The sequence below is a fragment of the Citrobacter sp. wls716 genome (assembly GCF_005280975.1).
Lineage (GTDB): Bacteria > Pseudomonadota > Gammaproteobacteria > Enterobacterales > Enterobacteriaceae > Citrobacter > Citrobacter youngae.
Genome location: NZ_SZWX01000049.1, coordinates 199,227 through 214,177 on the forward strand (window position 1 = coordinate 199,227; position 14,951 = coordinate 214,177).

At 51.5% G+C, this 14,951-nt stretch carries 16 protein-coding genes; 9 read left to right on the forward strand and 7 right to left on the reverse strand.

Annotated elements, in window-relative coordinates; genetic code table 11:
- Nucleotides 1-5: 5 nt before the first annotated feature.
- Nucleotides 6-728: a fimbriae Y protein gene (locus FDX24_RS17270; RefSeq protein WP_115600804.1), complete on the forward strand. Its 723-nt coding sequence runs from the start codon at nt 6-8 to the stop codon at nt 726-728.
- 589 nt (nt 729-1,317) lie between these two features.
- Nucleotides 1,318-1,950 (forward strand): fimbria biosynthesis transcriptional regulator FimZ, encoded by a 633-nt coding sequence (fimZ, locus tag FDX24_RS17275; RefSeq protein ID WP_005122050.1) that lies wholly within the window; start codon nt 1,318-1,320, stop codon nt 1,948-1,950.
- 50 nt (nt 1,951-2,000) lie between these two features.
- Here fimZ and sfmF read toward each other — a convergent pair whose 3' ends face one another.
- The 6 genes from sfmF to fimA form a co-directional block, all read right to left on the reverse strand.
- Nucleotides 2,001-2,519: a fimbria assembly protein gene (sfmF, locus tag FDX24_RS17280; protein WP_048212618.1), complete on the reverse strand. Its 519-nt coding sequence runs from the start codon at nt 2,517-2,519 to the stop codon at nt 2,001-2,003.
- A 10-nt stretch (nt 2,520-2,529) separates the two neighbouring features.
- The gene (gene fimH / locus FDX24_RS17285; RefSeq protein ID WP_005122052.1) at nt 2,530-3,537 is read right to left on the reverse strand and encodes a type 1 fimbria D-mannose specific adhesin FimH; all 1,008 of its coding nucleotides are present in this window, start codon (nt 3,535-3,537) and stop codon (nt 2,530-2,532) included.
- Nucleotides 3,538-3,541: 4 nt separating this feature from the next.
- The gene (locus FDX24_RS17290; RefSeq protein WP_061067462.1) at nt 3,542-6,163 is read right to left on the reverse strand and encodes a fimbrial biogenesis usher protein; all 2,622 of its coding nucleotides are present in this window, start codon (nt 6,161-6,163) and stop codon (nt 3,542-3,544) included.
- A gap of 7 nt (nt 6,164-6,170) precedes the next feature.
- On the reverse strand, nt 6,171-6,863 hold the full coding sequence (gene fimC / locus FDX24_RS17295) for a type 1 fimbria chaperone FimC (RefSeq protein ID WP_005122054.1): 693 nt from the start codon (nt 6,861-6,863) through the stop codon (nt 6,171-6,173).
- A 41-nt stretch (nt 6,864-6,904) separates the two neighbouring features.
- Nucleotides 6,905-7,438 (reverse strand): type 1 fimbrial protein subunit FimI, encoded by a 534-nt coding sequence (gene fimI / locus FDX24_RS17300; protein WP_048212376.1) that lies wholly within the window; start codon nt 7,436-7,438, stop codon nt 6,905-6,907.
- 76 nt (nt 7,439-7,514) lie between these two features.
- Complete coding sequence (gene fimA / locus FDX24_RS17305; protein WP_005122056.1) at nt 7,515-8,069, reverse strand: type 1 fimbrial major subunit FimA; 555 nt, start codon at nt 8,067-8,069, stop codon at nt 7,515-7,517.
- 574 nt (nt 8,070-8,643) lie between these two features.
- Between fimA and folD the strand changes: the two genes are divergently transcribed.
- The 3 genes from folD (at nt 8,644) to FDX24_RS17320 (ending at nt 10,373) form a co-directional block, all read left to right on the forward strand.
- Nucleotides 8,644-9,510 carry a bifunctional methylenetetrahydrofolate dehydrogenase/methenyltetrahydrofolate cyclohydrolase FolD gene (gene folD / locus FDX24_RS17310; protein WP_005122057.1) on the forward strand — a complete coding sequence of 289 codons (867 nt, stop codon included), beginning with the start codon at nt 8,644-8,646 and terminating at the stop codon, nt 9,508-9,510.
- Nucleotide 9,511: 1 nt separating this feature from the next.
- Nucleotides 9,512-9,724 carry a ribosome-associated protein YbcJ gene (gene ybcJ / locus FDX24_RS17315; RefSeq protein WP_048212377.1) on the forward strand — a complete coding sequence of 71 codons (213 nt, stop codon included), beginning with the start codon at nt 9,512-9,514 and terminating at the stop codon, nt 9,722-9,724.
- Between the two features lie 124 nt (nt 9,725-9,848).
- On the forward strand, nt 9,849-10,373 hold the full coding sequence (locus tag FDX24_RS17320) for a metal-dependent hydrolase (protein WP_048212378.1): 525 nt from the start codon (nt 9,849-9,851) through the stop codon (nt 10,371-10,373).
- A gap of 91 nt (nt 10,374-10,464) precedes the next feature.
- On the opposite strand, the gene cysS is transcribed toward FDX24_RS17320, so the two are convergent.
- A complete protein-coding gene (gene cysS, locus FDX24_RS17325) occupies nt 10,465-11,850 on the reverse strand; it encodes a cysteine--tRNA ligase (RefSeq protein WP_048212379.1) in 1,386 nt (461 codons plus the stop codon).
- Nucleotides 11,851-12,023: 173 nt separating this feature from the next.
- On the opposite strand from cysS, the gene ppiB reads away from it, so the two are divergent.
- The 4 genes from ppiB to purK all read left to right on the forward strand — a co-directional run bounded on the left by ppiB (nt 12,024) and on the right by purK (nt 14,934).
- Nucleotides 12,024-12,518 (forward strand): peptidylprolyl isomerase B, encoded by a 495-nt coding sequence (gene ppiB / locus FDX24_RS17330; protein ID WP_003021875.1) that lies wholly within the window; start codon nt 12,024-12,026, stop codon nt 12,516-12,518.
- Between the two features lie 2 nt (nt 12,519-12,520).
- Nucleotides 12,521-13,243 carry a UDP-2,3-diacylglucosamine diphosphatase gene (gene lpxH, locus FDX24_RS17335; protein ID WP_137364669.1) on the forward strand — a complete coding sequence of 241 codons (723 nt, stop codon included), beginning with the start codon at nt 12,521-12,523 and terminating at the stop codon, nt 13,241-13,243.
- A 117-nt stretch (nt 13,244-13,360) separates the two neighbouring features.
- On the forward strand, nt 13,361-13,870 hold the full coding sequence (purE, locus tag FDX24_RS17340) for a 5-(carboxyamino)imidazole ribonucleotide mutase (protein WP_137364670.1): 510 nt from the start codon (nt 13,361-13,363) through the stop codon (nt 13,868-13,870).
- Nucleotides 13,867-14,934, forward strand: coding sequence for a 5-(carboxyamino)imidazole ribonucleotide synthase (gene purK, locus FDX24_RS17345; protein ID WP_137364671.1), 1,068 nt, complete (start codon nt 13,867-13,869; stop codon nt 14,932-14,934). The genes purE and purK overlap by 4 nt, the downstream gene beginning before the upstream one ends.
- Nucleotides 14,935-14,951: the final 17 nt, after the last annotated feature.

The window sequence follows — 14,951 nt, forward strand, 5'->3', positions numbered from 1 at the left end:
GAAGGATGCGCAGTGTAAAACGCCGGGAACGGCATCGCCGTTTACGAAACGCCCACTGTACCTGGCAATATGATCACTGTGCGCCGCAGGAATTTGACAGAATTGAGTATCTGGCTCAAAAACTTGATTACACATTACCGGGCGACACAATATCTCAAGCGATTATCACAACAGACAACTATCTCGGCTATACGTTAAATCGCTATTTATTTTCTGGTACGCACACGGCCATCTTCCAGACGATTGAATCGGCCCTGCCACTGTTGAAAGAGTCTGAAGCGAGTCAGTTAGTGGTTGATATGGATGGTGCATCAAGCTCATATTTCGATGTTCTGGAATATCTTCGCCGACTCATTAAAGAACAGGATAATATTCAAATTTTCATATTACTTCCCAGTCGCCACGAAGCGCTCAGGCACTTTATTGCGATGGCTGGGCCATTCTATATCCTGTCGCGCCGTCAGCGCCTCCCGGAGATGCGCCATGCTTTATTATCTATGCCGCCGGACCATATTCACTCCGGGCACATAAATCAGGCCGACTGGGAGATGATCTCATTACTGTCACAAGGTAAATCGTTAAAGAAGATTGCTCTGCTGCAGGCTCAACCCTATCACCGCGTTATCTATCGCCTGAACCAGCTGATCACGCTGCTGGGGTTGCCACATCGTCAGCGTTTTTTGCATCTGATACATCGCCTCAGCGTTACCTATCCCCATTTAATTTAACACCCTAACCCTCTGTGATATAAGAATTTATAGGAAATTACTTATTTTCAACTGAGAAAACGAATGTGATTTTTACAAACATTTAATATTTACAACTATTCCTGGTATTATATGTCGCGCAGGTATCCTGCTTTAGCTGACAGATTCAGTACATTTCGACAAAAAAGAATTGCCTTGCCGCCTTAACAAAACCTAAACAATTAGTCCATTGTGTCGTTTTTACTATTTAAAAAATTTTTTCAATCTGCCATAATTCAAACAGCAGGAGATTAATATCAATAGTCATTACTATGCCCTGATCTTTCAGGATATCCTAACAGACATTATGAACTTACGTGCTGTAAGCCTTTTCCGAAAGTGCAGAGCAGGTATAATCCTCACTGTTTTCTGATTAATTGTAAGTTTTCCCTGGTGTGAAATGGATATTCCACAAACTCATTGTTCTGACGTAGAACAACCGAATAAACAAGGATGACATAATATTTATTCGGTTCTTCTTCCAGAGCAATCCTTGGCTATTTGACAATATTATAACGCCTGATGTTTTATCAAAATCGCAAGATACACAAACAGTTTGAGGCATACAACAATGAAACCAGCATCCGTTATCATTATGGACGAACACCCTATTGTCAGAATGTCGATAGAAGTACTGCTCGAAAAGAATAGTAATATTCAGGTTGTTCTGGAAACCGATGACAGCCGCGCAGCAATAGATCATCTACGGACTTATCCAGTCGATCTGGTCATTCTGGATATTGAACTACCTGGCTCCGATGGGTTTACATTACTCAAGAGAATAAAATCTCTGCAGGAAAAAACTCGGGTACTGTTTCTATCCTCAAAGTCTGAATCATTTTATGCCGGACGGGCGATCCGTGCCGGTGCCAATGGCTTCGTCAGCAAACGAAAGGATCTCAATGATATCTATAACGCGGTGAAAATGATTTTATCAGGATATTCATTTTTCCCTTCAGACACGCTTAACTTTATTAATAATATTAATATACGTAAAGGTGTGCTGAATGACATGCCGTTATCGAACCGCGAGGTAACGGTTTTACGTTATCTGGCGAATGGGTTATCTAATAAAGAAATTGCTGAGCAACTTTTATTGAGTAATAAAACAATCAGCGCTCACAAAGCTAACATCTATTCCAAGCTCGGACTACATACCATTGTTGAGCTTATTGATTATGCAAAGATGCATGAATTAATGTGATCGCACTCCCGGCGAGGCGTCGTTCGGGAGTGCGTTATCAGCGCATGATGTCAATTGTAGTTAATCATAAACGTAGCATCTGCTTTCGCGATCCCCGGTTGAACGCCATCTGCCAGCGCAATATAGTTGGCAAAAAAAGTCAGCATAGCGTTACCATTTTCATCAATGCTTACTGTCTGGCTGGCTTGTTCAAGCGGTAATCGCGTACGGTCGCTATCGTGCAATTCAATCGCGACCTTTTGTGCCATCACGGCATCGTCCAGCGCCAACAACGTGGTACCCGCTGCCGGCGTGCCGGAAAAGGTTATCGAGGCCGACCCCGGCGGGCAGCCTTCAAGTTTCAACGTGAAGGGAACCGGTTGGGTCGTATCCCCGGTGGTCTTTAATTGTTTTGTCGGCCAGGTGCCTAGTTCAACCAACTTATTATTGTCACTGGCAATAACCGCACAGGTAAAGTCCACAATATTACCGTGCAGTTCGATATTAATCTCACCCAGCGAGGTATCCGCCTGGCATAGTGAACTGGCTGACACTGCTGATATCAATACGAAAAGTGCACGGCGTCTCATTGTTTTCTGCTTATTCATAATCAACTCGCAGATAGCCACGGGCGGTGAAAGGCCCTTCCGCTGGTTTATTGCCCGTCACGCTGACTGGCCATGCTCTAATGCCAACCCGCGCGGCAGCGTTATCATCCAACTGAAAGGGAATGGTGCTGGACAGATTGTTGGGTGTCAGCGGTTTACCGCTGCTGTCGGCCACGATAAAACCTAAATCCGGGTTGTCCGATATCATCATTTGCCCGGACGCTTTTTCGGCCTCGACCCGCATGGTCAGATAAGCTTGCGCGGCAACATTTGTACATTTTATGGCGACCGTTTTCGTTTGCGTATTGATACCTTCGGGCCGGTTACCGGCTCCCGCCTTGCTGAACAGCGAGGCACCAATATCGCCAAAATCAAACTCCACGATTTGCCCGGCATTCACCTCGCAGTTTTGTGGAACTTCCACCTTGCCGCTGTAGCTTATGGTGTAAACCGGCGTACTCAGCGCATCTCCCGTACTGGTAGTGACATAGACGCTGAACATCGTCTGTCGCGGGATCGGCACCATGTTGATAAATGAACGAATCACTTTTAATTTAAACACCAGCTTCGAATCCATCACGCCAAAAGGCTGCTGTTTGGAAACGTTTGGGTGATTCCCCATGCGGATATAATTACGTGGAGGATAAAACAACCCCGCGTAGCTATCGGTAATACTCATGGCCCCCAACAGGTAATCATTGAGTTTCAGATACTGAAAGTTATTTTCCGTACTTTGCACGGGGAGTTCTGTCACATAACTTCGGTAGGTGTAATTCACCGTCGTCCCTGCCGGGCAGGTTGCATTCACCCCAACCCAGCCTGACTTTTCAGGCAATGTCACTACCTGGCCCGGTTGGTTATTGCTGCTGTTAAACACATTCGACAGATCGTAATAAACGTCCGTTGGCGTTCCGTTCGAGTTATGGCAGACCGTCGCCCATGACGTATTAGCTATAAGCAGTAAAGCGCTTCCCAGTAGCAAACCGGTTTGTCGTTTCATCATATTATCCCTGTCGTGCCGACGGTCGTTGGCACATCACGTTGGTGAGCGTTACAGCCTGTTTCAGGCTCTCTTCAGGCAAGGTATAGTGCGCTTCACAGCGTGCGTTTGCGCCTTCACCCCATTGGATCAACAAGTTGCCTTTGAGCGGCAGACCACTCAGATAAATTTGTCCATCCTCACCGACCATGCTGGTGACGCCGCTCGTGGTTTCGCGAACCACCGACCCAAATGGCACCGGTTTTCCATCCCGGTTAACCGTGATAAGCGCCCGCACGCCAATTCGTGTATCAAACGCCGCACGTACCAGTGCCCCCTGCGTGGGCACGACGCTGCTAACGTTATTTTCCACATCGGTGTTGTTATTCATTGAATTGGTATCCAGCGCGACGCGGTTGTAACGATAAACGGTGGCATACGGCATGACCGCGTAGCCACGCCAGTCGGTCTGCACGCCGGTCTGGTTTTCTATCCGCACCCCCTGGGCCCCTGGTGCTTTTATCAGTACGTTGGTATCGCCCAGTGGTTGGCTGAGCGTAATGCCGTCCGCATGTCCGATGACGCCACCGGAGAGTTGCCAGTTATAGTCATGCTGGTCACGGTCATAGTTGTAACCCACGCCCAGCGTGCCATAGGCCGCCTGCCAGTTCGCGTTAGCGCTCCCGCTGTATCCGTTGGAGCTGCTGTGTCCCTGATTAACGCTGTAGCTGAGATTGCGCCCATCTAACAGCGTGCCGCCAATACCACTTTGCCAGCTGTTTTGTCCATTGCTGTTACGGTTCGCATTGAAAGTGGCGTAGGTGCGATCGAGTGCGTTATCACGCGAGTAGCGCCGCCCGGTCAGCAGACTGAACGGTACAGACACATTGAAGGCCAGGATGCGGTCGGTATCAGAGATCCCGACCGATTCATTCCATGACCAGGAGAGTGAATAGCTAATCCCCTGCCAACCGCTGGCATACCCCAGCTGGTACCAGGTATTGGTATCTGAGGTGTTCCAGTACGTTTGCTGGCTACCCGATACATAGAGTGATCCGTAATCGCCAAGGTTCTGCGAAATGTTGATCTGAAAACGTCCCTTTTTGCTGTAGCTCAGATTGTGGTAGCTCTTCACCTGTGGAACATCGTGGCGATTCCCTTCGCTGTCATATTCGTACTCGTAACCTTCCATACTGCGATACGCCACATCATCGAGGGTATAAAACCCGCGCGTCGAATAGCGGTACCCCAACAGCTGGAAGTTGGTACCGAAGTTGTTCAGTGATTTTGCATACAGAAAACGCAGCGATTGCCCCTGATGCGTACTGTCATCCGCCAGTTGGCTCCGGGCATGCGTTAAATCGACAGAGACGGCTCCCCAGTCACCCAGGTTGCGGCCAGTACCTAACACCAGTGCGGTGTAGCGTGAAGCTAACTGCGTGCCGCCATACGCGGTGTAACCTTCTGGTAACCCGGCAATTAACGTTCCCTGGAAAAAGAATGGCGAAGACTGCTGGCTATTACCGCTGCGAAAATCCCCGGCGACAACATCATATTTGAAACGTCCTTCACGCTGGAGCAGAGGTACCGTGGAATACGGCACCGTATAGCGCTGTTGACTGCCGTCCTTCTCATCAACCGTTACGTCCAGGTCACCACTCGACGAGGTGGGGTTAAGATCGGTTATCGAAAAAGCGCCTGGCGAAACATAGCTTTGATAAATCACGTAGCCATTCTGGCGAATAGTCAGTTTCGCTGCGGTACGCGCAATCCCACGGACGGTTGGCGCATAGCCCTGTAAGCTGTCGGGATACATGCTGTCGGACGAATAGAGACGAGCACCACGAAAACCGATACTGTCAAAAACGTCGTTGCCAGTGTTACTGTCCCCCATCACCAGCTCACCCTTCAGCGGAATAATCGCGCGCTGAAGCCATGTGCCAATATTTTTCCAGCTTTGCGAATGGTAGCCGTCACCTTTCGAGTAGTTCCATGCACCGTTATTCCTCAGCCGCCATGGGCCATAGTTCAGGCCGCTTAACATGCTTAAGAAATAGCTGTCGGTATCGCTGCCGCGACTGCCGGTAAAGCTGTAGTTAACCAGCGCCGCCGGAATACCTTCATCCCACTCCTCTGGCGGAATATAGCCACGCGCACTGTTCAACATTGAGGCTTGCGGCAGGCTGACATTTAAACGCAGTGTAGAAAAATCGAAGGCAATTTCGCTACCAGGAATCGCCTCTGGCAAATTAATACAGGTATTGTTCGCATCCTGACTGAGTGCCGGAAACGCAGTGATATTGACGCCAAGGCGTTTAACCCAGTCGAGATCAAAGCACGGCATCAGCCCGCCGGATTTTTCTCCGGCTTTCCCCGCGCTGGTGGCGAAACGAATATCCTGGGTAGCCACAAACTCATCATTGCGCCAAATATCCACACGATAAACGCCTTCAGGCTGGTGATTCCCTTTTTCGAAACGAGACAAATCCGCCACAGTAGCGGTATCGGCAGATAAAAACGCCGGATTGAAATAGCTTTCACCCTGGCTGAAGGAGGGAAAGAGCGCGGCCAGCGTGGACAACGCCACCCCCGCCAGCGGTGGCGTAACCCCCGGTAACAGGCCAGGAAAATACGTTGTCTTATTCATCGTTTTCTCAACGCACGCTAACCGTTTTAGCGGTGGTGACTGCGCCATAATCGTTCACCGTCTGGAACGTAACGTTTCCCTGAACGCCAGTCGGCAACAGGACCTGCGTGTCATTTTTTGGCGCAACCATAACGTTATCAATCTTCGTATTTCCGACATTGAGATTGACCAGCGTGACGTAATACGCTGACGGGTTGGTGATTTTCAGGTGGTTGCCGGTACGGGAAAACTGCAGCATGCCTGGCGCATCTTCCGCGATTTGTGGCAGATTATTTGGGCGGACAAAGAGTTTGATGCGCGACAAAATCGCCAGTTGCAGAACGTTTTTCCCCTCAAGGCTATTTTTATTGACCGACGGAATAGCCTTCACATTCATCCAGAACAGCGATTCACGGTCTTTGGGCAGCGGCTCGCCCGCGTAGATGATACGCAGCGTGTTTTCGCTTTTAGGTTCACTGACAAACAGCGGCGGTGTGACCACAAACGATTTATCTTTGACGCCTGCGCTGTTCTCTATCCATGAATTAATCAGGAAACGTTCTTTGGTATCACTATTACTAATGGCGAGGGACGTTTGTTTAGCCTCGGCAGGATAAATAACGCGAGTTGCACCTAATGCAATTCCACCAGATGCCTGCACACTGGTGGCAGAAAATAAGGCCAGTAAAATGATAAAGCCTGATTTTAGATAATTAAACATAGCTACAAATACCTTTGGCGTGATTATCGTTAGGAAATAAATCAGGGATACACCAACGTAAACCACACATCTGAACGAAGCGTTCCCGGCGTTATATATTCCGAGACAGCCCGATAGCGAGCAGTGAAATGAAACGTCATCTCTTGCGTTAAAATCGGGGCATAATGAAGCGGCAGCGCATTCGGAATTATTTGTCGCTGTCGCTCATCAAACAACGCCAGACCAATCCCCGAAACCGCAGACGCATCGCCGCTGGCAAGAAAGACCTGTGGATCTTCGGCTGGCGTAACGCCCGCAAAGGCAATCCCCACATGGTCATAAACATCAGCACTGCACGACGTTAGTCGCAGCGAAAACGGTACGCTGGTAGAAGCAAAACTTCCCGTCCCGGAAAACGCGTTAGTGCGGTACTGCCCCATCTGCACCCGTAAGCTCTGGCTGTCTGTGGCAACCGTACAGGCACCATTAACCAGTTGCCCACGTAAATGAAGACGGCCACTTTCCAGTATCACGGTGTGAGCAAACGCCGGCATTACGCAGACCATTCCCGCCAGCGCTACGCCTTTCCCTATCATCTGCCACATCCTTCATCATCCCCGGATAGTGCCTCATCCCATGAGGCGGTAGTCTTCCCTGCAAGAATCAAACGGCTTATTCGTACTTCATGATGAAGGTCGCATCCGCATTTGCCTGGCCCGGCGTGGCGCTGGTTGCTGTGGCTTTATAACGCGCGGAGAAACGCAGGGTGTTGGTGCCTTCCACCAGCGCCTGAGCGGTTGAGAAGGTCGCGCCATCTGGCTTCAGTGCGGTAGAGGTGTTGTCCAGGATTTCGATCCCTACGCCGCCCGCTGTGGTGCTGTTATCCGAAGAGGAGAGAGCCAACAGGCTGTTGTTGGTGAGGTCCGTCTGGCCCGAGAAAGCAACAGCAGCAGTCGCAGCAACTTTCGGGTCACAGTCGTTCAGCACGATGGAAAACGGAATTTGCGCCGTGGTGTCACCGACTGCGGTGAAGCTGGCGGTACGATATTGGCCTAATGTGACAACCTGGTCGGCTGACTGAGTGCTCACTGCACAGGCTGCATTGACCAGTTCACCTTCAAAGTGAACCGTACCGCCGCTCACGCTTACCGGATCTGCCGCCACCGCTGCGCCCGCCATTAACATCATGCTGGCAAAAACAGAAGAGGTCATTAATTTACGTTTCATGGATTTCCCTTGAATTACACACATCCGGCTCCAGCGTCCTGCGGGATCCGTTTGAATCATTATCGACATTAAATGTCAGGCAAATTATCTCTGCATCCTGTAAAGATATATATCGAGAGAGAATTAGCGAAACGTGTACTCCCACTCTCCTGAGTATTTGATTCACTAATTAATCTTCACGAATATGACAATTCGTCACCGGGATAAATTAAACATTTCAATTAATGAAAAATACCTGCAATTCCTTTTAATGACCCTGGCTTATTCTTATTGGACCCTAAGAAAATTCCGGATGGAAATGAGGCAAAAACGGCCATAACAAGACGTAACAGTCTGGTTTCTGAGATATTACCCATGAAAATAGCAGGGTGATGAGTTGTTTCATTTAGGTTAAGTTTCGTTAGCATGCTTATGAATTACGTACCAACGTCCAACACCTGTTGCCGCGCTCACGGGCTATACGAAACACTCCACCGCACGTAAAAACGCAAACGAAAACTGACAGCACGCCCCGCTTCTGACAAAATAGTGACATCCCCTTCGACTTAACGTAACAGACGGAATCCTCTCTCTGATGGCAGCAAAGATTATTGACGGTAAAACGATTGCGCAGCAGGTGCGCTCTGAGGTTGCTCAAAAAGTTCAGGCGCGTTTAGCGGCTGGATTACGCGCCCCAGGACTGGCTGTTGTGCTGGTAGGTAGCAACCCGGCTTCGCAGATTTACGTGGCAAGTAAACGCAAAGCTTGTGACGAAGTGGGTTTTGTCTCCCGCTCCTGGGACCTGCCTGAAACCACCAGCGAGGCGGAACTTCTTGAGCTGATCGATACGCTCAATGCAGATGCCACCATCGATGGTATCCTGGTACAACTGCCGTTGCCGGCGGGTATCGACAACGTCAAAGTGCTGGAGCGTATTGCACCGGATAAAGACGTTGACGGTTTCCACCCGTATAACGTCGGTCGCCTGTGCCAACGCGCGCCGCGCCTGCGTCCATGTACCCCACGCGGTATCGTGACCCTGCTTGAACGCTACAACATCGACACGTATGGCCTGAACGCCGTGGTGATTGGCGCCTCCAATATTGTTGGTCGCCCGATGAGCATGGAACTGCTGCTGGCTGGCTGCACCACCACCGTTACCCACCGGTTCACCAAAGATCTGCGTCGCCACGTTGAGCATGCTGACCTGCTGATCGTCGCCGTCGGTAAACCAGGCTTTATTCCCGGTGAGTGGATTAAAGAAGGTGCGATTGTGATTGATGTCGGCATCAACCGTCTGGAGAATGGTAAGGTTGTTGGCGATGTGGTCTTTGAGGATGCTGCCGCACGCGCGTCATATATCACGCCAGTGCCGGGAGGCGTTGGCCCTATGACCGTCGCCACGCTTATCGAAAACACGCTGCAGGCGTGTGTTGAATATCATGATGTAAAGGACGTTTAAGATGGCCACATTTTCACTGGGTAAACACCCACATGTTGAACTCTGCGATCTGCTGAAGCTGGAAGGCTGGAGCGAAAGTGGCGCCCAGGCAAAAATCGCCATTGGCGAAGGGTTGGTGAAGGTCGATGGTGTAGTAGAAACGCGTAAGCGCTGCAAAATCGTTGCCGGACAGACCGTAAGCTTTGAAGGCCAAAGTATTACCGTCGTGGCGTGATCCCCGGTGCCGGATGAGGCTAACCCCCTGTCCGGCCACTTCCTCTCTCATTTTCAGATAATCACTTCATCACCACTTCACAGTGAATTGTTAGCATGTCGTTTTTCCACACGAAGCGATCATCATGCCAACAATTGTTACCCACGCGGCCGTGCCACTCTGCTTAGGGTTAGGTCTCGGGCTTAAAGTCATCCCCCCGCGCTTACTGTTTACTGGCGTCATTCTGGCTATGTTGCCGGATGCCGACGTGCTGTCGTTTAAGCTTGGCATCGCCTACGGCAACGTATTTGGTCACCGTGGTTTTACCCACTCGCTGCTGTTCGCCTTTGTCGTGCCACTACTCTGTGTTTTGATTGGCCGACGATGGTTTAAGGTGGGATTGATTCGCTGCTGGTTATTCCTGACGGTTTCACTGCTGTCGCACAGCCTGCTGGATTCCGTTACGACAGGCGGCAAAGGCGTTGGCTGGCTGTGGCCGTGGTCAGATGAACGCTTCTTCGCACCGTGGCAGGTCATTAAGGTCGCCCCGTTTGCGCTGTCGCGCTACGCCACGCCGTACGGGCATCAGGTTATTCTTTCGGAGCTAATGTGGGTATGGCTGCCGGGAGCCGTCATGATGGGTGTGTTGTGGTGGTACAGACGTCATTAATAGTGCCTGATGGCGCTACGCTTATCAGGCCTACCGATCATTCCATCGTAGGCCGGATAAGGCACTAGCCGCCATCCGGCAATATAGAGATTTACTTACGACGCCAGGTGGTGCCCTGCGGACCGTCTTCCAGCACGATGCCCATCTCGTTGAGACGATCGCGCGCGGCGTCAGCTGCCGCCCAGTCTTTCGCCTTACGGGCATCCAGACGTTGTTGGATTAACGCTTCAATTTCAGCAACTTCGCCATCATCCGCCTGCGCACCGCTTTGCAGGAAGGCTTCTGGCTCCTGTTCCAGCAGGCCCAGCACGCCGGACAGCTTACGCAGATGCGCAGCCATAGCGTTAGCTGCCGCCATATCTTCGCCCTTCAGACGGTTAACCTCACGCGCCATATCAAACAGCACGGAGTAGGCTTCCGGCGTGTTGAAGTCGTCATCCATCGCTTCAATGAAGCGCGCTTCAAAGGCTTCGCCACCGGCTGGAGCAACGGACTTGTCAGTGCCGCGCAGCGCGGTGTACAGACGCTCCAGCGCAGAGCGTGCCTGTTTCAGGTTCTCTTCGCTGTAGTTCAACTGGCTGCGATAATGGCCGGACATCAGGAAGTAGCGAATGGTTTCGGCGTCGTAGTATTTCAGCACGTCGCGCACGGTAAAGAAGTTGCCCAGCGATTTGGACATTTTCTCACGGTCAACCATCACCATCCCGGAGTGCATCCAGTAATTAACGTATTCACCGTCATGCGCACAGGTGGACTGAGCAATTTCGTTTTCATGGTGCGGGAACATCAGGTCGGAGCCGCCGCCGTGAATATCGAAATGATTACCCAGCTGTTTGCAGTTCATCGCAGAACATTCAATGTGCCAGCCAGGACGACCTGCACCCCATGGAGATGGCCAGCTCGGCTCACCCTCTTTGGACATCTTCCACAGCACAAAGTCCATCGGGTTGCGCTTCACATCAACCACATCAACACGCGCACCCGCCTGCAGTTGATCCAGATCCTGGCGGGACAGCTGACCGTAGTTCGGGTCAGTCGGCACGTCAAACATCACGTCACCGTTATCAGCAACGTAAGCGTGACCTTTGGCAATCAGCTGTTCGGTGATTTCGATAATCTCGGCGATATGGTGCGTCGCGCGCGGTTCAAGATCCGGGCGCAGAATATTCAGCGCATCGAAATCGTTGTGCATTTCCGCAATCATGCGATCAACCAGCGCCACAAAGCTCTCGCCATTTTCATTCGCGCGCTTAATGATTTTGTCGTCGATATCGGTAATGTTGCGCACATACTTCAGCTTGTAGCCGAGGAAACGCAGATAACGGGCAACAACGTCGAAAGAAACAAAGGTACGCCCGTGTCCAATATGACAGAGATCGTAAACGGTGATGCCACACACGTACATGCCGACTTCCCCGGCATGAATGGGTTTGAATTCCTCTTTTTGGCGCGTCAGTGTATTAAAGATTTTTAACATCGAAGATTCCGTGTAGACGTGTGTGGATAACAAAGCCCTATAATACCTATAAATTGGCCCCGAAGCAGCACACTTTGCAAGGTGATCGAACCTTGCGGTTATGCTATAACAAGCCCCTATCATGTGACCCTGACCAGGGTCGAAGCACCACTCTATCGGAACAGGATGCAAAAATGGTTACTTTCCACACTAATCACGGCGATATCGTAATCAAAACGTTTGATGATAAAGCGCCTGAAACAGTTAAAAACTTCCTGGACTACTGCCGCGAAGGTTTTTACAACAACACCATTTTCCACCGTGTTATTAATGGTTTCATGATCCAGGGCGGCGGTTTTGAGCCGGGCATGAAGCAAAAAGCCACGAAAGAGGCTATCAAAAACGAAGCCAACAACGGTCTGAAAAACACCCGTGGAACGCTGGCAATGGCGCGTACTCAGGCTCCGCACTCCGCGACTGCTCAGTTTTTCATCAACGTTGCCGACAACGACTTCCTGAACTTCTCCGGCGAAAGCATGCAGGGCTGGGGTTACTGTGTGTTCGCTGAAGTTGTCGAAGGTATGGATGTCGTTGATAAAATCAAAGGCGTTTCCACCGGTCGCAGCGGTATGCATCAGGACGTACCAAAAGAAGACGTTATCATCGAAAACGTGACCGTCAGCGAGTAATCGTGACAACACTGTTTATTGCAGATCTTCATCTCTGCACGGAAGAACCGGCGATCACCGCCGGTTTTCTGCGTTTTTTAGCCGGCGATGCACGAAAGGCCGATGCACTATACATTCTCGGCGACCTGTTTGAAGCCTGGATTGGCGACGACGATCCTAATCCGCTGCATCATGAAATGGCCGCAGCGATAAAAACGCTGGCAGATTCCGGCGTCCCCTGCTTTTTTATTCACGGTAACCGTGATTTTCTGCTCGGCAAGCGTTTTGCCCGCGAAAGCGGCATGACTTTACTGCCCGAGAAAAAAGTGCTCGACCTGTATGGCCGCAAGGTTCTGATCATGCATGGCGACACCTTGTGCACCGACGACGCTGGCTATCAGGCATTTCGCGCCAAAGTACATCAACCCTGGCTACAGAAGCTGTTTCTCGCCCTGCCCCTGTTTGTTCGCCAGCGCATTGCTGCAAAAATGCGTGCCAACAGTAAAGCCGCCAACAGCAGTAAATCGCTGGAAATCATGGATGTGAATCCGCAGGCCGTGATTAACGAGATGGAAAAACATCAGGTCCAGTGGTTAATTCACGGACATACACACCGTCCGGCTGTCCACGAACTCACGGCCAATGAGCAACCCGCTTTCCGCGTGGTGTTAGGTGCCTGGCACACCGAAGGTTCGATGATTAAAGTCACACCTGACGACGTTGAACTGATCGCTTTTCCGTTTTAATCACGGCTGAAAACGTCTGCATACACGCAACGCAATCGTTTTCCTTGTTTTTAAAACGTGCTATTCTCTCTCGCCTCTAAAGCAGTGTGAAGCACACCCACAGGAGTTTTTAGACGCATGTCTTCCCGCAATAATCCGGCGCGTGTCGCCATCGTGATGGGGTCCAAAAGCGACTGGGCTACCATGCAGTTCGCCGCCGAAATCTTCGAAATGCTGGACGTTCCGCATCATGTTGAAGTCGTCTCCGCTCACCGTACCCCTGATAAACTGTTCAGCTTCGCCGAAAGCGCTGAAGAAAACGGTTATCAGGTGATTATTGCCGGTGCTGGCGGCGCAGCGCATCTGCCGGGCATGATTGCGGCGAAAACGCTGGTTCCTGTGTTAGGCGTACCGGTGCAAAGCGCAGCGTTGAGCGGCGTAGATAGCCTCTACTCCATCGTTCAAATGCCGCGCGGTATTCCAGTCGGCACGCTGGCGATCGGCAAAGCGGGCGCGGCAAATGCGGCCCTGCTGGCAGCGCAAATTCTGGCAACACACGACAACGCATTACACCAGCGTCTGAACGACTGGCGCAAAGCGCAAACCGATGAGGTACTGGAGAACCCGGACCCGCGAGGTATCGCATGAAGCAGGTCTGCGTACTCGGTAACGGTCAGCTAGGACGCATGCTGCGCCAGGCCGGCGAGCCGCTGGGCATTTCGGTCTGGCCCGTCGGACTGGATGCAGAGCCCGCCGCCGTCCCCTTTCAGCAAAGCGTCATTACCGCTGAGATCGAGCGCTGGCCGGAAACCGCGTTAACCCGCGAACTGGCGCGCCACCCGGCGTTTGTTAACCGCGACGTTTTCCCGATTATTGCCGACCGTCTCACGCAAAAGCAGCTTTTCGACAAGCTCGGCCTGGCAACTGCGCCGTGGCAACTGTTGGCGGATAAAAGCGAATGGTCTGCGGTATTCGACAAACTGGGTGAGCTGGCGATCGTCAAGCGTCGCGTCGGCGGCTACGACGGTCGTGGACAGTGGCGTTTACGCGCCAATGAAACCGAACAACTGCCGGATGATTGCTACAGCGAGTGTATTGTCGAGCAGGGAATCAATTTCTCTGGTGAAGTGTCGCTGGTAGGCGCTCGTGCGCACGACGGCAGCACCGTCTTCTATCCGCTGACCCATAACCTGCACCAGGACGGTATTCTGCGCACCAGCGTGGTCTTCCCGCAGGCTAACGCCAGACAGCAAGAACAAGCCGAAGCGATGCTCTCTGCCATCATGCAGGAACTGGGGTATGTCGGCGTGATGGCGATGGAGTGTTTCATCACCCCGGAAGGTCTGTTGATCAACGAACTGGCGCCTCGCGTGCACAACAGCGGGCACTGGACGCAAAACGGCGCCAGCATCAGCCAGTTTGAGCTGCACCTGCGCGCCATTACCAGCCTGCCATTACCGACTCCGGTGGTGAATAATCCTTCGGTGATGGTAAACCTGATTGGTAGCGACCTGAACTACGACTGGCTGAAGCTGCCGCTGGTACACCTGCACTGGTATGACAAAGAAGTGCGTGAAGGTCGTAAGGTGGGTCATCTGAACCTGAGCGACAGCGATACTGCACGTCTTAGCGCGACGCTGGAGGCGCTTATCCCCCTGCTGCCACCGGAATATGCCAGCGGCATTATCTGGGCGCAGTCAAAGCTGAAATAAGCCATTAATGCCGGGGA